This is a genomic window from Chryseobacterium sp. DT-167, from assembly GCF_058310155.1.
This window is the reverse complement of the sequence record NZ_JBZEEQ010000001.1, coordinates 397,959-416,281: the sequence shown is the minus strand read 5'-3', so window position 1 is coordinate 416,281 and position 18,323 is coordinate 397,959. Positions and strand designations below refer to the sequence as shown.

The 18,323-nt window shown below is 35.0% G+C and carries 12 protein-coding genes; 3 read left to right on the top strand and 9 right to left on the bottom strand.

Annotation, left to right across the window (positions count from 1 at the left end):
* Positions 1-56: 56 nt before the first annotated feature.
* The 8 genes from AC4FQ5_RS01825 to AC4FQ5_RS01790 form a co-directional block, all read right to left on the bottom strand.
* Entirely contained in the window at positions 57-1,442 is a 1,386-nt protein-coding gene (locus AC4FQ5_RS01825; RefSeq protein ID WP_491140792.1) for an MFS transporter, read from the bottom strand.
* Positions 1,443-1,449: 7 nt separating this feature from the next.
* Positions 1,450-1,974: a nuclear transport factor 2 family protein gene (locus AC4FQ5_RS01820; RefSeq protein ID WP_491140791.1), complete on the bottom strand. Its 525-nt coding sequence runs from the start codon at positions 1,972-1,974 to the stop codon at positions 1,450-1,452.
* Between the two features lie 12 nt (positions 1,975-1,986).
* Entirely contained in the window at positions 1,987-3,840 is a 1,854-nt protein-coding gene (locus tag AC4FQ5_RS01815; RefSeq protein ID WP_491140790.1) for a glycoside hydrolase family 13 protein, read from the bottom strand.
* 104 nt (positions 3,841-3,944) lie between these two features.
* On the bottom strand, positions 3,945-4,931 hold the full coding sequence (locus AC4FQ5_RS01810; protein WP_491140901.1) for a bile acid:sodium symporter family protein: 987 nt from the start codon (positions 4,929-4,931) through the stop codon (positions 3,945-3,947).
* 243 nt (positions 4,932-5,174) lie between these two features.
* Positions 5,175-7,334, bottom strand: a complete 2,160-nt coding sequence (locus tag AC4FQ5_RS01805) for a glycoside hydrolase family 97 protein (protein WP_491140789.1) — start codon at positions 7,332-7,334, stop codon at positions 5,175-5,177.
* An 81-nt stretch (positions 7,335-7,415) separates the two neighbouring features.
* Positions 7,416-8,522, bottom strand: coding sequence for a SusE domain-containing protein (locus AC4FQ5_RS01800; RefSeq protein WP_491140788.1), 1,107 nt, complete (start codon positions 8,520-8,522; stop codon positions 7,416-7,418).
* A 19-nt stretch (positions 8,523-8,541) separates the two neighbouring features.
* A complete protein-coding gene (locus tag AC4FQ5_RS01795; protein ID WP_491140787.1) occupies positions 8,542-10,134 on the bottom strand; it encodes a RagB/SusD family nutrient uptake outer membrane protein in 1,593 nt (530 codons plus the stop codon).
* Between the two features lie 10 nt (positions 10,135-10,144).
* Positions 10,145-12,868, bottom strand: coding sequence for a SusC/RagA family TonB-linked outer membrane protein (locus tag AC4FQ5_RS01790; RefSeq protein WP_491140786.1), 2,724 nt, complete (start codon positions 12,866-12,868; stop codon positions 10,145-10,147).
* A 336-nt stretch (positions 12,869-13,204) separates the two neighbouring features.
* On the opposite strand from AC4FQ5_RS01790, the gene metG reads away from it, so the two are divergent.
* Entirely contained in the window at positions 13,205-15,238 is a 2,034-nt protein-coding gene (gene metG, locus AC4FQ5_RS01785) for a methionine--tRNA ligase (protein WP_491140785.1), read from the top strand.
* A gap of 210 nt (positions 15,239-15,448) precedes the next feature.
* Here the strand turns inward: metG and AC4FQ5_RS01780 are convergent, their stop codons facing one another.
* Complete coding sequence (locus AC4FQ5_RS01780) at positions 15,449-16,153, bottom strand: class I SAM-dependent methyltransferase (protein ID WP_491140784.1); 705 nt, start codon at positions 16,151-16,153, stop codon at positions 15,449-15,451.
* Positions 16,154-16,312: 159 nt separating this feature from the next.
* Between AC4FQ5_RS01780 and AC4FQ5_RS01775 the strand changes: the two genes are divergently transcribed.
* Both AC4FQ5_RS01775 and AC4FQ5_RS01770 read left to right on the top strand, forming a co-directional pair.
* Positions 16,313-17,074 (top strand): hypothetical protein, encoded by a 762-nt coding sequence (locus AC4FQ5_RS01775; protein WP_491140783.1) that lies wholly within the window; start codon positions 16,313-16,315, stop codon positions 17,072-17,074.
* A 103-nt stretch (positions 17,075-17,177) separates the two neighbouring features.
* The gene (locus AC4FQ5_RS01770; RefSeq protein ID WP_491140782.1) at positions 17,178-18,320 is read left to right on the top strand and encodes a vWA domain-containing protein; all 1,143 of its coding nucleotides are present in this window, start codon (positions 17,178-17,180) and stop codon (positions 18,318-18,320) included.
* Positions 18,321-18,323 lie beyond the last annotated feature (3 nt).

Below are 18,323 nucleotides of genomic sequence, written 5' to 3'. Positions count from 1 at the left end.
TATTTTAAATAAGAAAGCGGACTAAAGTCCGCTCCTAATTGTTATTTAAGTTTGATTTAATTAAAAATGAACTTGTTGTATTTCTTCTTCAATTTCTTTGGATTTGAATCGTCGGTTTTAATGAAAATCAAGGTAAGAATTGACGCTAAAAGCATACAGATTCCACCGACGACAATATAGCCCATCGCGTAATTTCCGAAAGCGCCTTTTACAATCGGGCCTCCAAAAAGTCCGTTGATGATTTGAGGAATCACAATGAAAAAATTGAAAATCCCCATAAAAACCCCCATTTTTCTTTGTGGAATTGCATCAATCAGCATTGCATAAGGCATTGCTAAAATACTTGCCCAAGCAAAACCAAGTCCTATCATTGAAACCCAAAGCAGTGATGTATCTTTAATAAAATACATTGAAATTAAGCCCAATCCTCCACAAAAAAGTGCCAAAGCATGAGTCTGTTTTTTACCTATCCATTTTGCAATAGGGGTTAATAAAAAGGCAAAAGGAATTGCCCAAAGATTGTACATTCCGAATAGTTTACCGGTAAGATCACCGGCTTTGTTGAAATCAACGGAGTGTGTATCTTCCGGAGAAAGTCCGAAATGATGGGTTGCTAATGCGCTTGTTGTAAAAACCCACATGGTAAATAATGCAAACCAAGAGAAAAACTGAACGATTCCAAGCTTCTTCATCAACATAGGAATCTTAGCAAAGTCGCTAAAAATATCTGTAAATTTTGACGGCTTTTCTACAATTTCTTTTCCGCCTTCGAACTCGGCAAATTCTTTCGGAGAGTATTCTTTTGTAGTAACGATTGTATAAATAATTGTCAATAAAAGAATTCCCGCTCCGCAATAAAACGCATAAATCACATTATCGGCAACAAAACCTTCTTTAGCTACATTTGAAATACCCAATTTGGTCAGCCAGTCCGGCAAATAAGATCCGATTACCGCACCAATTCCAATCAGAATTGTCTGTACCGAAAATCCTAAAGTTCCCTGATGTTTTGGAAGCATATCGCCGACTAAAGCACGAAAGGGCTCCATTGCAACGTTGATTGATGCATCCATCATGGCCAGAAAAATAACTGCCAAAAGCAGAACATTTGCAGCCATCATTTGCGTTGCCGAAGCTGCATTGGGAAGTAAAACCAATCCGATTGCGCAGAGAATCGCACCAATCAGGAAATAAGGTTTTCTCCTTCCAAGCGGACTCCACGTATTGTCGCCCATGTGACCGATGATTGGCTGAACAATCAAACCAGTAATTGGTGCAACAAGCCAAAACCATGACAACTCATGTACATCTGCACCAAAATTCCCAAGAATACGGCTTGCATTACCGTTTTGAAGCCCAAAAGCCATCTGAATTCCCAAAAATCCCATACTCATATTAATAATTTGAGGCATGGAAAGATTTGGTTTTACTTTTTTAGACATTGTGTTTTTATTTATTTTTTTTTGTTTTTAATTGCTCAATCAATGTATCTTCTATTGGAGTTTTCTCCACAACCACTTTATCTACAACCTCATTAGGAACTGTTACAGAAAGCACATATTGTTTTACTTTCCAAGTTCCGTTTATCTTTTCTACAACTCCCGAACCACGGCAGATTTTCATCTGAGTATCCAATAATTCATCAAACCAAGCCAGTTTTCCATCTTTACTGAAATAGATATTTCTTTTTAATGACGTGAAATTCCAGGTTTTCTTTTTATCGAAATGAGGTTTTGCCCAAATCATAAATTCTTTTTTGTTCCAGACTTCGGTTGCATCTGTTCCGATGAAAGTAGATTCTTCAGCGAAAAAATCGAAATAAGTTTTGTAATCTGCTTTTGCAGCAGCGACATTGAAAGCATCGAGCATTGTGCCGATTTCTTTTTTTTCCTTTTCAAATTTCGACTGAGCTGAAACTTCCGTAAAGCCGAGCAAAAAAAGAATCAGTGTAAAAACAATTGATATTTTTTTCATATTTATAGTTAGTTATTTCTGTAGCTCAATAATCATCGAAGTTTTTGCAGGTACCACTAAGCTGTTTTGCAACGAAATTTCTTTATCAGAAATTACCTCTTTTCCTTTTGAAACATCGTTTAAAGATTCTGCGAAATGTTTTAAATCTAAAGTTTCCTCCTTTTCATTATTATTTAAAACCACCATTACACTTTCTTTTTCGTTATATCTAAAGTATACAAAAACATTATTTTGAGGAACGAAATTTTTAGTTTTTCCGGTATGAATAACATCTTTTCCTTTTCTCCAGTTTAATAATTTCTGGGTAAATTGATAAAATTCTTTTTGCTCAGGCGCTTGAGTTGAAGGATTTAGAGCATTTTGCTGATCAGATTTCCAGCCACCCGGAAAATCTCTGCGAATATCTGCGTCGCCTCCTTTATTTTTATCACCTCTCATTCCCACTTCTGACCCGTAATAAATTTGCGGAATTCCTCGAACCGTTGAGATTAAGGTTAAACCTAATTTATAAGCTTTAGGATCATTATTAAAAATCTCATTCCATCTTTCTGTGTCGTGATTTTCAAAGAAAACCATCACGTTATTAATGTCCGGATAAAGAAAATCATTGGTAAAACTATTATAGATCCTGTTCATTCCATTATTCCAGCCCTCTTTTTCTTTAATAGCTTTCGGAAGTTCATCGTACAGCATAAAATCCATCACAGAAGGAAGATTAGAGTTATAATTTGCCGCTTCACCAGTCTTTGAATCTTTCTGCCAAGCTGAAATATGACCTGCAGTATTCAGCCACGTTTCTCCTACGATATTAAATTTTGGATATTCATCGGTGATTGCCTTTGCCCATTTCGCCATCGCTTCTTTATCGTTGTAGGGATAAGTGTCTACACGAAAACCGCCCAACTCTGCATATTCGATCCACCAAATTGCATTTTGGGTTAAATATTTTAAAACTAAGGGATTTTTCTGATTGATATCGGGCATTGTGGTATCAAACCATCCATCCAAAGCAACTTGTTTATCAATTTCAGATGCATTCGTATCAAACTGAGTGGTCGTTTTATAGTTGGAACGTTTAAACCCGTTTTTTTCATCATTAAATAAATGGATCCAGTCTTTTGTTGGCAAATCTTTGATAAGCCAGTGAGAAATTCCCCAGTGATTGGTGACATAGTCCATCACCAGTTTCATATTTCTTTTATTCAGTTTTTGGGAAAGTTCTTTATACTCTTCGTTGGTTCCGTAGCGACCGTCGATTTTATATAAATCTGTCTGTGCGTACCCATGATAGGAATACACTTTTTCGTTATCTTCATTCACAGGAGTCAACCAAACTGAAGTTGCACCTAAATTTTGAATATAATCAAGATTGTTGATAATTCCCCTCAAGTCTCCACCGTGACGTCCGTTTGGAAGCGTTCTGTTTGCTTTTTCAGTTAAATCCGGTTTTGAATCGTTTTTCTCGTCGCCATTTGCAAAACGATCAGGCATGATCAGATACATCACGTCTTTTGAGGTAAAAGATTCTCTGTTTGCAGAATTCGGATCTCTCTGTTTCAGTTCGTAAGTGTAAGAACCAATATTTTTTTTACCGTTTTTGATATTGATTTTAAATTTCGGAACATTGATTTCGTTTGTATTGACCGTTACAAAAACGTAATTGGGATTTTCAACTTTCTGAATATCTTTTATCTGAACTCCGTCTGAAAGTTCCACTTCACCTTTCGCTATGTCTTTTCCGTAAACCAGGATCTGAAGTTCAGGATTTTTCATTCCTTTCCACCAAAAGGCGGGTTCTACTTTCTGAATTTGAGCAAAGGCTATCGACGCTGCTGACAAAGCAAAAATCGTGTATATTTTTTTCATTTTTCTTTAAATTAGTGTGCAATTATCAATACACATCAAAACGTTTTATAATAATTATTTCTGAAAATAAAATTCTTAAATTTAAAGATAATCAAATATATTTTTCAGGCTTCAATATCAATCATTTTTTTTGCAATTTTATTGGCAAGCCAACTCACATAAAATAACTGAAAACTGTGATAAATCATTACCGGAAGGAGAAAAAGTACTTTCTGATCGTCTGGAATTCCTAAAACCAACAGAAAAAGACTTCCGTGAACGAGAGATTTTTTTGAACCGCAAAATGTTGTGGTAATGATATCTTTTGGTTTAAATTTTAATTTTGTTGAAATGAATTTCAAAATATGATAGACGGTAAAAAATAGAAACACAACACTGAAAGCCAAAACAAGAAAAACGATTGACGGAACAGAAACAAAAACATTTTCTATAAATGCCGTTGAAAAGCTTTCGTAAACGATTAAAAGAATAATCAACCTGTCGAATTCTGCGATAATATTCGAATATTTGGTCACCCATTTTTTCAGAAACGGATTTAATAAAACTCCCAAAACAATCGGAAGTAAAACTTTGATTAAAAGCTGCTGAATAATTTGACTTTGATTTCCGGTTTCTGAGTTTGAATTCAGGAAAAAACTCATCAAAAGCGGTGTCATGATAATTCCGATTAATCCTGAGATGGACGCATTGAAAATTGCCGAAGTCACATTTCCTTTTGCAATGGAAACCATGACCACAGAAGATGAAACCGTTGAAGGAAGACTTGCCAGAAAAAATATCGAAAGCCAAATATTATAATATTCCGAATTTTTCACAAAAGGATAAAATATCAAAACTAATAACGGAAAAATAATAAACGTTCCTGACTGTATCAAAAGATGCAATTTCCAATTGGAAACGTCTTTTACAACCTCTTTTAAGTTTAATTTCAGTCCGTAAAGGAGAAAAATCCCGGCTATTCCCCAATCGATAAAACCTGAGAGATTAAAGTACTGATTATAAGATTCGTGAAAGGGAGCTAATTTTGCCATCAAGACCATTACGATCAACAGGAGTAGAAAAACATTCTGCTTGCTGAATATCGTCGTCATCAACTTCATCGGTAAGAATTTTAAAAATTCAATTTACAAAAAAAAACTTTGTCAGAGTTTTTAACCCCTGACAAAGTTTGTATAATATAGACTCTCCTAGCCCCGATCGCAGCGGCATCCTTTTGTGTAGCGGAGCGGAACAAAAGATATAGCGGAGAGCGGGAAATAGCTCCTAAAAAAAGTTTAAAACTACCCGTCTTTTCTGCTATGCTCAAAATCTACCCCTTCAAAAAAGGGGAATTTTTATTTCACAGGCTTGATAGAGATGGCAAAACCACCACTTCTCACCATTTTGAAAGGAATTTTTGATTTGCTAGTAATCTGCTTTTTATAGATATTATAGCTTTGAGGATTGTCAATGTAATCTGCATCTTTTCCGTCTTCGTAGATTGTCGCTTCGTACTTTTTGCCTTTGTCTAAAAACGAGAAATCTACAGTGTACTCACGTTTGTTTTCGTCGGTAATTCCACCAACGAACCAGTTTTCTGTTCCTTTTGCTTTTCTGGCTGTCACAACATAATCTCCCGGCTCAGCCGATAAAATTTTGGTATCGTCCCAATCTGCTGCTACATCTTTGATAAACTGGAAAGCATCCATGTGCTTTTTGTAGTTTTCAGGTAAATCTGCAGCCATCTGAAGTGGCATATACATCGTCACATACAATCCTAACTGCTTTGCTAAAGTAGTTTTGACAAAACGTTTGTCACCAGGAAAATAGTAATCTAATTTGGTCTGGAAGATTCCCGGAGTGTAATCCATAGAACCTCCCATCCATCTTGTAAACGGAAGAATTGTCTGGTGATCAGGATTGTTTCCTCCAAATGCTTCGTATTCTGTTCCACGAGCGGCCTCAGCAGAAATATAATTTGGATAAGTACGGCTTTCACCTGTCGGACGAACTGATTCGTGAGAATTTACCATCACTTTGTACTCATTCGCCTTTTCTGCGATTCTGTAATAATGATTGATCATCCATTGTGAATAATGATGTTCCCCTCTTGGAATAACATCACCAACATATCCTGTTTTCACAGCATCATAACCATATTTGTTCATCAACTGGAAAGCTTTATCAGCCCATCTTTCATAGTTTGTTGCAGAACCTGAAGTTTCGTGGTGCATGATTAGCTTAATTCCTTTAGAATGAGCATATTCGTTCAACATTTTAATATCAAAATCCGGGTAAGGCGTAATGAAATCAAAGACATATTCTTTTGAACGACCGAACCAATCTTCCCAGCCAACATTCCAGCCCTCAATCAGAAGTCCCTGAAAACCGTTTTCAGAAGCAAAATCGATATAATCTTTTACTTTGGTGTTATTGGCACCATGATTTCCGTTTGGTGTCAGTTTTGAAAAATCTGTCTGACCTAAACGTACATTTGATTCTGGCTGTCCGTAAGCCCACTGAGATTTACCAATGATCATTTCCCACCAAACACCCATATATTTTGTAGGGTGAATGTAAGAAGTGTCGGTATATTTTGTAGGTTCGTTAAGATTGAAAATCATTTTTGAAGCCATCACCTCTTCTGCTTTCGGAGCAACAATAATGGTTCTCCAGGGTGTTACCATCGGAGTCTGCATATATCCTTTTGCGCCTTGTCTGTCAGCAGTAAGATGGGTTTTGAATTTGAAATTCTGAGCATCCACTTCAAGGTGAGAAGCCGGATAATCTAAAACTGCTGCTTCTGCAACGTTGATGTATAAAGGTTCTTTTCCTTCCACTTTCAACATCAACGGAGACTGAACTGCATTTTTGATGAGAGTCTGTGAAGCATTGGCATCCGCTGCTTTTGACCACCTTCCCGGAATTTCTGAAATTTTGGTTTCCTGGTACTGGTATTCCTGAGAATCGTAATCGGCAACCATCCACCAAGCTTTCATGTCTGAAGGAAAATCGATTTCAGAATCTTCTTCGCGGATCACAAAATAGTTCAGATTTTTCTGTTGAGGAAACTCATATCTGAATCCTAATCCGTCATTAAACAATCTGAATTTCACAAGGATGCTTCTGTCAGTACTCGCCTGATTAAGCGTAACTGCCAATTCGTTGTAATGGTTGATATAATTTTTCTTTTCACCTAAAACCGGTTGCCAGGTTTCATTCTTTGAATCAGTTTTTTCAGCAGTTTTTGTAAATCCGCTGTTTAAATCGAATTTCGCATCTTCCGGTTTTGCAATTTCTGAAGCAAATTTTATTGAAGAATCTTTAAAAATTCTCAATCCCAGTTTTGAATCTTCAACTACGGTTTTACCGTTATATTTAAGATTGTAATAAGGAACGCCCTGCTTCAACTGGAAATCCATTTCGAATTTTCCGTCCGGCGATTTTAAAGATTGTGCGTTAGCAACTCCAAACATCATTGAGAGCAAAAATGCCCCGATAGTCATTTTCTTCATGTTAGATTATTATAAACTTTAAAAATAAAAAAACTGTTGCTGTAAAGCAACAGTTTGCTGTATAAATTCAGACTAAATTTCTTATAATGGCTGAATTTTATAAATTCCTAATTTGACATCAACAGAAATTTTATAATTTCCTCCTGTACCATCAAATTTAATATTTCCATTGCTTCCTTTTGGACCTAAATATCCCGTATTTCCGTCTGCTGAAATATTACCCCAATCTAAATCTCCCCAACTTTGCTGTCCCAAGAATTTAAATTCAGAAGCTGCCGGTAAAGCTACTGTATATTCAAACTTTCCATTTCCTAAGTTAGTCATTGGAATTGCTGTTGCAGAATTCCATCCATTAACAGTACCCACTAAATATAAATTTGCAGGGTTCCAAGTACTAATGGAAGAAGGAGAAACAACAATTGTTTTTTGTGTTGCATCTGCATCAATTACCATTTTGTACATTCCTGTCGTACCCGTAAACTGAATATTTTCAGGTGTAGCAGGCACCAAATTTGTAGACCAAGTTTTGAAATATTTATTACCTGCATTCATTCCTGCAACATCTAAGCTGTAATTTACCGGGTTCCAATCTTGTTGACCCAAGAATCTAAAATTTTTCCCATTTTCAAGATAAGTATATATTGTTGATAAATTATCTTTCTTGTAAAGCATTTGCGCAGTTCCTGCGTTCCAGCCCACTGCTGATGCATCACCCACAATATAGAATGACGGAAATTCTGTTAAATAAGGAGTTACAGTCATTTTAACAACGTTAGAATAAAGCTTAGTAGTACCTATTGATGATTTCATTCTCACTTCAATCTGAGTAGCTACTCCCGGTATAAAACCTGCATCTAACATTATTTTGTTAAAATCTGCAACATTGTATGTAACCGTCATTTTTTTAGCTGTTATATCCTGAGATTTTGCACCTTGAAAGTTTGCACCTACTTTAGCAAATTCTAAAGCATTACTAAGAGCCACTTCAGATTTGAAAACAGGATTTATCCAATCAAACTTTACAGCCTTATTCGCTTCATTATCTTTTAATAGAACTAAAGTTGTTGCATCAGCTGATAAAGATGGAGTTGTACCATCACCTAAAATTGCCTGATCCTCATCTTTTTCACATGAAATTATGAAAAAACTGATGATAGTGATTGTTAATACTTTAAATATATGTTTCATTATAAATAAAATTAAATAATTAGTAGCCTGGGTTTTGAATTAAGTTTGGATTTGCATTTAAATCACTAGCCGGAATTGGATAAAGTTTTCTAAAATCCTCAACAGCTTTCCCATCTTTCACACCCCCTTTGAATGGCCATAAGTAGCTTCCTGATGTAAATTTGTTGAACCTGATAAGATCAGTTCTTCTGACAGCTTCCCAAGATAGCTCTCTTGCTCTTTCGTCTAAAATAAAATCAAGGTTAATTGATGTTACATTTCCCGATATATTACCATACGCCCTTTGTCTCAATAGATTAATGTATTGCACCGCAGTAGCATTACTTCCGCCACCGCCGCGTAAAACCGCCTCAGCATAGATCAAATATGCTTCGGCAAGCCTGAACAAAGGAAAATCTGTATCTACAAAATCTCCGGCTGTATCTGAACCTGGCTGCCCATTTCTCTTGACATTTTTAAATTTTACAATTGGATAGCCATCAGTAAACGTAGCTACATTATTAATTTCTAAATTTTGTCCAGCTGTATGGAAATTACCTCTTTTATCTACTGATCCATCCGTAGCAGGAAATAATGCTGCAATATTTTTAGTACTTCTCAAGCCACCCCAACCACTGTTTATACCTAAACTAGCAGGATTCATAGATCCCCCCGTACTAGCATGAATAATGTAGGTTGTTCCACCAAATGTTCTTGTGTGTGTTCCATCATAGTTTACAGAAAAAATTGTTTCATTATTATCTAAATTGTTATCTGCCAAGAATAAATCTCCATAATTTGTCTTTAATGAATATCCGGCATTGATTACCTTTTCTGCATAAATTCTAGCATCAGAATATCTGGCTTGCCCTGTGTAAACTTCTGCATTTAAATAAAGTTTTGATAATAACATCCATACAGCAGCTTTATCGGCACGTCCGTATTCATTAGTTTTTGGATTTTTTAGTAATCCTTCCAAGCTTTTCAATTCTGATTCTACATAATTGAAAAGATCTTTACGCTCAATTCTAGGTGGCGGTGTAGTTCCTACTTCACTAGTTTCTGTTGCAAAAGGACCACTTCCAAAAAGATCAATAGCATGAGAATAGCTAAGAGCTCTCATAAAACGAGCCTCATTTCTAAACATTCTTGCATCCTCAGCATTTGAGCCTGTTATGTTTCTTGAAGCTAATTTTTCATCTGTAGTTTCTCTGATAAATTCATTTGCAAGACCAACCTGATAGTATATTCTATAATAAAGCGCAGCAATAAATTCGTTACTTGCCGACCAAGTCATACTGTGAAGATCTGGCAAAGAACCATCACCCCAAGCAATTACAGCTTCATCTGTTGTTAATTCCTGCAACTGAAAATATTGTCTTATGTAATTGGATGTACCCCCGTCAATTCCACTGATGTCGGGATCACCATCTCCTCCATTCTGACCGCTCATTGCCAAACCAGAATATATCTTAGCTAAAACACCTTTATAATTATTAAAATCTGCGTACACTGATGCAGATGTAACTTCTGTTTCCGGCATTCTATCAAGATCGTCTTCACATGATGTAAGAAATACTACGGATATAAGACTTGCTGCAAATATAGTTTTGTTGAAATATTTAAATGTCATGATTTTTTAATTAAAATTGAAAATTAAATCCTAATGAATAAACTCGTGGTCTCTGATATAAATTATTATCTATACCATTAAAAACTTCCGGATCTAAACCGCTATACTTTGTTATAATAAATGCATTCTGAACAGATCCAAAAATTCTCAACTTAGAATCTTTTATGAATCTAGGAAAGTTGTATCCAACATTGATATTATCCATTCTCATGAATGATGCATTCTCAACATAGTAATCTGATAAAAGTTGTGTACGTTTAAACCCTGTATCAAAATAGCTTGTATGAATGTTCTGCAAATAATTGTTAAGTCCAATCGCTTGCTCTGTGCCATATTGAGAGGCTACATTATTATATACATAATTTCCAAAACTTGCTCTCATTGTAAATCCTAAATCCCAATTCTTGTAATTCAATTTAGAAGAGAACCCTAATAAAACGTCTGGTGCCGGAGATTTATACCTGTATAAATCATCAGTATTTATTATACCATCAGCGTTTCTGTCAACATAAACACCTTCAATTGGTTTTCCGTAATTATCATAAACTTGCTGATAAACATAGAAAGAATTTGGCTGATAGCCCTCAGTATGAACTTGAATAGTTGTTCCAGTAGCTCCTCCAATTGAATTTATAAGAAGCTGGTTAGAATTTAAATTAGTTACTTCAGATCTAAAATGTGTTGCATTAGCATTAAATTCCCACTTAAAATTCTCTGTGTTTACCGCTTTAACGTTTATGTTTGCTTCTATACCTCTATTTCTCATATTTCCTACATTCGTGAGCAGATAGTTGGTAAGATTTGACAAAGCTGGAACTGGGACGAAACTAATCAAATCTCGTGATTCTTTTTCATAAACATCAAGAGTTCCGCTTATAATATCATTCAAAAAACCAAAGTCTAAACCTAAATTTTTCGTAGTTGTAGTTTCCCATTTAATATTTTTATCATACCCCTGTGCTCTCAAAGTATTATAAAAACTATCACCCAATTGATACTGTGCTCCACTATTTGATAATATATATCTTGCGAGGTAAGGATAATCGTTATTGCTTATTTCTTGTTGTCCTGTTTCTCCCCATCCTGCCCTCAATTTTAAAGTAGAAATAGTTTTAGAGTCTTTTAAAAAATTTTCTTGATCAATCCTCCAAGCCAAAGCCACAGATGGGAAATATCCAACTCTGTTATCCTCACTGAATCTTGAAGAAGCATCTCGTCTTAGTGACGCAGTAAGTAAATATTTGTTATTAAATGTATAATTTAATCTTCCAAAATAGGAGATTATTGTATTCTGAGTGAAAAAATCATTTCCTGTAGCAGGATCTAAAGTTCCATCTCCTCTGTACGTTGGAGCAAATGGCTCAGATCTTTGCCAATCTTGATAAGAATATCCTGCAGTAAGATCTATTGTTGATTTAATAGATTCTATAGTTTTCAGATAATTAAAGTAAAAATCTAATAATTTATTCTTCTTCTCCTGAGAATAACTTCTATAAGTACCTTTATTGTAATATGCAATAGCGGCACTAGGTAATACGGTAGTATTTCCATTAGAGTCACTGTAATCGTAGCCTAAGTTTAAATTTGCCCTAAGATCCGGTAAAAAATGAAATTTATAATCAAATTGCACATTTCCTAGCAACCTTTTCACATAAGATAAATCACGCTTCTGATTCAGCATAGATACCGGATTTTTTGTACCATTGGTATTTGGTTTAGCCGTTTGTGAATCAAGCCATTCCCAATAGCCGCCAAACTCTCCAAAAGAAGAGTCATAAACAGATTGTGTGGGATCAAAAACAACAGCAGAACCAATTGCGCCATCATCTTTGAATCTGTTTTCAACATAAGTTCCTTTTAAATTAAAGCTGATATCCAAGTGTTTATTAAAAAATTTAGGATTTAAATTTAATGAACCCGTTGTTCTCTCAATAGTATTTGTTTTAATAATACCCTCCTGATTTAAATATCCTAAAGATAAACGATAAGGCAAACCTTTAATACCTCCAGATAAGGCAACTGTATTATCCACACCGATTGCTGTTTGATAAATCTGATTTTGCCAATTCGTATTAGAATCTCCCAACAAAGATTGATAAGGTGCTGTAGCCTTTTCCTTTACAACTTTACGAAAATCATCCGCTGACAACATATCAATATTACCCATTTTTTTGTAAATTGATGTAGTGGTAGTGTATGTGGCTTTAAATTTTCCGGATGTTCCTCTTTTCGTTGTAATGATTATTACCCCATTTGATGCGCGGCTTCCGTAAATTGCTGCTGCTGACGCATCTTTTAGGACACTAAAACTCTCAATATCATTAGGATTCACCAAGGCCAAAGGATTTGCTGCCCCACTAATACCATTCGTGTCTACTGGAACACCATCGATTACAATTAAAGGATCATTTAGAGCATTTAATGATGCACCACCACGAATTCTAATAGTTGAGCCCGAACCCGGCGCACCACCATTTGTTGTAATTTGGATTCCCGATGTTTTACCTTGTATAAGTTGCTCTGGAGAATTTATACTTCCTTCATTAAAATCTTTAGCCGAAATAGCCGTAACAGATCCCGTCAAATCAGTCTTTTTCTGCTTTCCATACCCGATCAATACAACTTCCTCAATTGCTTTCTCCTTAGTTGTAGAATCTTTGATCTGCGCGTGCATCATGGAACTTGCCAATAAGAATGCAGGTGCAATTTTTAATACCGTTGTAAAATTTTTCACAAATATTATTTTTATATAGTTTCTTTTTGCTTGATAATAAACCGCCAAAGCAGTCTTGCAATTTAAAAAAAAATTACAATTATCATAAAATTATATAATATTAAGTTAATATTTTGTAAATTAAACGAATATTTTTATTTAGTAAACTGAATTACAATTATTTACACTAAATTATTCATTACATAACATATAGTTAACATAATATAAATAATTAAACACATGTTTAACTATTTATTCGATTATTTGCTTACCTATGATGTTTTAGAGACTGAAAGTGAGATGAAAGTATTTTTGGCAAATTATCTTTATCTTTGCAATCTTAAAACTATACTATAAATGTCAAACAGAAAAATGATTACGGCGGCATTGCCATATGCAAACGGACCGGTTCATATTGGGCATTTGGCGGGAGTTTACATTCCTGCAGATGTTTATGCGAGATTTCAGAGAAGATCGGGAAAAGAGGTTGCTTTTATCTGTGGATCAGATGAACACGGAATTCCTATTACCATACGAGCAAAAAAAGAAGGTGTTACTCCGCAACATATTGTAGACCAGTACCATGAGGTCATTAAAAAGTCTTTTTCGGATTTGGGAATTTCTTTTGATGAATATTCCAGAACGACTTCTAAAAAGCATTATCAGACAAGTCAGGATTTCTTCAGAACCCTTCATGATAAAGGAAAATTTACGGAAGAAGTTTCTGAACAATATTTTGATGAGCAGGCAAATGAATTTTTGGCTGACAGATATATTGTAGGTACCTGTCCGAATTGCGGTAACGAAAACGCTTACGGAGATCAGTGTGAGAGATGTGGTTCTACCCTTTCTCCGTCAGAATTGATCAATCCGAAATCGATGCTGAGCGGAAATGTTCCTATTTTAAAAGAAACAAAAAACTGGTATTTACCTTTAAATGAATACGAAGATTTCTTAAACGAATGGATTATTGAAGGTCATAAAGACGACTGGAAACCCAACGTTTACGGACAGGTAAAATCGTGGTTAAATGATGGCTTAAAACCTCGCGCCATGACCAGAGACCTGAACTGGGGCGTTCCCGTTCCGCTTCCTAATGCAGAAGGAAAAGTGCTTTACGTTTGGTTTGATGCACCAATCGGATATATTTCTTTCACCAAAGAATGGGCGGAGAAAAACGGAAAAGACTGGAAAGATTACTGGCAAAGTGAGGAAAGCGATCTAGTTCATTTTATCGGAAAAGATAATATCGTATTTCACTGTATTATTTTCCCTGCCATGATGAAGGCTCACGGAGATTACATCATGCCAAAAAATGTTCCTGCTTTTGAATTTCTGAACCTTGAAAACGATAAAATTTCAACTTCAAGAAACTGGGCAGTTTGGGCGCATGAATATGTTGAAGATTTCCCGGGACAGCAAGATGTTTTAAGATATGCTTTATTGTCTTCCGCTCCGGAAACGAAGGATAATAATTTCACCTGGAAAGATTTCCAGACGAAAAATAATTCTGAATTAGTTGGAATTTTCGGAAACTTCATCAATAGAGTTGCGGTGTTAGTTCACAAATATTATGATGGAGTAATTCCTCAAGGAGATGTAAATTCGCCTGAATTAAAAGAAATTAATAAATCTGCAAAAGAAATCTCAGGATTCTTAGAAAATTATGAATTCAGAAATTCTCTTACAGCTTTAATGAATCTTGCACGTTTCGGAAACCAATATCTTCAGGCAGAAGAACCTTGGAAAACAATTAAAGATAATCCCGAGAAAGCTGCACAGTCTTTATTTGTCGGAGCTCAGATCGCTGTTGCTTTAGCTCAATTGTGTGAGCCGTTTATGCCTTTCAGTTCTGAGAAACTATTGACTATGTTCAATGTTCAAAAATCAAATTGGAGTGATGTTGAAACAAAATCTGTTTTAATTGAAACGGGTCATAAAATCAATGAATCATCTCTTCTCTTCTCAAAAATAGAAGACGATGTCATTGAAGCTCAGATTCAAAAACTAGAAAATACAAAACAAAATAATAAAAAGACAAACCCTAACGCAAATCCTATGAAAGAAGAAATCACTTTTGATGATTTTACGAAAATCGATCTAAGAACGGCTACCATATTAGAAGCTGAAAAAGTAGAAAAAGCTGATAAACTTTTGAAACTTAAGGTAGACACAGGTGTAGATGTAAGAACAGTGGTTTCAGGGATTGCAGAAAGCTTCACTCCGGAAGAAGTAATTGGAAAACAGGTAATGATTTTATTAAATCTTGCTCCAAGAAAAATCAGAGGTATTGAATCTCAGGGAATGTTGTTATTGACGACAAAAGCTGACGGAAAATTATCTTTTGTAACCCCTGATGAAACTGTTGAAAACGGAATCGAAATTGGATAATATTTCATTCATATTTAAATAAAAAAAGACGCATGATTTATGCGTCTTTTTTATTTAGCTTTTATTTCCACAAACTTTGTCATTCCGTAGGAATCTAAACAAGAATTTACACCTCAATCTCTACAAAATGAGTCTCGATTTCTATGGAATGACAAACTGAGCGGTCAGATATTGATGAGATTACTTTGCTACTATACTTTACAATGATAGCTATTTCTTAATCAATCTCGCCAAATAAGAATCTCCATCCTGCATTACCATTTCAATTTTAAAACCATTATTCTCCGAAGCGTTTTTCAATGTATTAAAATCAAGATACAGCCATTTGATCGGATCTTCAGATTCGCCTTTGTAATGAACGATATAATCAAGTTCACCATAATAACCTTCTGCCGGAATATAAACTCCACCGTCTTCATCTGCATCAAACATATACAGAATATCTGTACTGTCGATTAGAATTTGTCCGTTTTTATTTAATAATGAATAAAGTTTTTTGAGATAAATATCAATTACTTTCAGGCTTTGAAAAATCCCGGTCCCGTTCATTAACAGAAGAATGGTATCGAAAGTTTCTCCCGAAAATTCAAGCATATTTTGAGCAACTGCTTTCTGAATTCCTCTCAACAGGCAAACCTCAATGGATTTAGGAGAAATATCTAAAGCCGTAACATCTAAATTTCTTTCATTTTGAAGATACAATGAATGCGAACCGGCTCCAGCTCCGATATCGAGAATTTTTCCATGAGATAATTTCGAAGCCTTCTTTTCGATTTTATTCATCTCTTCAAAATCTCTGAAAAGATAGTCTACCGGAAGCTCATCGAGTTCGGAAATTGAAGTTTCAGTCTGCAGATCTTCAGGATTTTCGTTATGAAAATAATCCCAGATTGCACGTCCCATTAAATCTTTCATGCTGCCTTGTATTGATGCAAAGATAGAGGTTTTGAAAGTATAATTTATTATTTGAAATGTCTAATTACTATATTAAAAAAGGAGCTTATGAAACATCATCACAATATAATTTTATATGCAAATATTAAAAAGTTATTTAGCTTTGAAAAAATATAACATATGAAAGTTTATTTAGACAATAACGTAATAATCGATATTGAACAGGAAAAAATTGACATTAATGAATTAAGTCAAAATTTAGGAGAAGAAATTACTGATATTTATTATTCTGCTGCTCATATCCATGAACTTAATGAAATTACTGCCGATAATAAAGAAGAATTAACAAATCGTCTAACAAAAAGGTTTCAAACAATTGAGGAAATAACGAAAAATAAATATTTATTTCATGAACTTACAAGCAACATAGTTTATGAACAGTTAGAATCTCCTAAAGTTGTATATGAAACAATTAATCAAATTCCTTTTGCGAGAGATTCAATGAAATTAATGATAAATACCGTAAGTGAAAGTCAAAAAGAAATCTTTAGAGAGTACATTGGAATTAATTTAATGGAAATTAATAATTATCAACCAAGTGATGTCATACAACATATAAACAAAAAATTAGACGTATTACAAGGTTTTTCATTTTTAGAAATTATTGAAAAAAGTGTAGAATTACACCCTGATGGAAAATCATTTGGTATGCATAATAGGTTTGGTGGTGTTTTTGAATTATTAGATATGATTGGTTATTGGAAAGACAAATTTAATGAGAAATCTAATTACGCTCGTTTATGGGATTCAAATCACGCGTATTTCGCAAGTTTTTGTGAAGCATTTATATCAAATGATAAAAGAACAAGAAACAAAGCTTTAGTTGCTTATAATATCTATAATATTAAAACAAAAGTATTTTCTCCTTTTAAAGAATCGTAAATCAATAATTATAAATAACCATCATCCACATTTTCTATTTTTAACCCATTCCATTCCTACAAAATTTCCCTAACTTGTCTTTTATAAAAACGAGATTCATCTCATGACAGATAAACAATTTAATTTTCAACAGGGTTTTACATTCAGCAAACACGTTCCGGAAGAAATATCGCATTTTGACCGAGTTTTTGATGTGTTCAAAGACTTGCTGACCCACACTTCCGGAGATATTGAGGAAGCTTTTGAGTGGCTCGATATGCTCGATAAAGAATACGATATTTTCACCGACGAATATACGCTTGCAGATTTTGAAGAAGATCTCATAAAGCGAGGCTATATCAAAAAAGAAGACGATTCCGAAGACGGGAATACCGGAAAAGGAAAAGGCAAAAATATTCTCACCGCCAAACTGGAAGCAGCTTTGCGTGAATATGCCTTAGACCAAATTTTCGGCAAGCTTAAAAAAAGTGGCATCGGAAATCACCGAACCAACAAATCCGGAGTTGGTGACGAGCGTGATGGCGAAAACCGAAACTTCCAATATGGTGATGATTTATCGACGGTCAACATGACCGAGAGTCTGAAAAACGCTCAAATTAACAACGGAATTACCGACCTTCGAATGACCGAAGACGACCTCATCGTTGAAGAAACCAAGCATAAAGCTCAGATGAGTACGGTTTTGATGATCGACATCAGCCACTCGATGATTTTGTACGGTGAAGACCGGATCACACCCGCTAAAAAAGTCGCCATGGCTTTGGTTGAACTGATCAAAAGAAAATATCCAAAAGATTCTATTGATATTATTGTGTTCGGAAACGAAGCGTGGCCAATCAAAATTAAAGACCTTCCCTATTTGCAGGTGGGTCCGTATCACACCAACACCGTTGCGGGATTGGAGTTGGCAATGGATATTCTTCGCAGAAAAAGAAATACCAACAAGCAGATTTTTATGATCACCGACGGAAAACCCAGCTGTCTGGAACTTCCTAACGGAGAATATTACATGAACAGTGTCGGGCTTGATCAGAGAATCGTAACCGAATGTCTTAATAAAGCAGCACAGGCAAGAAAACTGAAAATCCCGATTACCACATTTATGATTGCACAGGATCCTTATCTGCGACAGTTTGTGAATGCTTTCACTGCACAAAATAAAGGAAAGGCTTTTCTGACGGGACTTTCAGGTTTGGGACAAATGATTTTTGAAGATTACGAAAAAAATAGAATAAAGAGAATTTAAAAT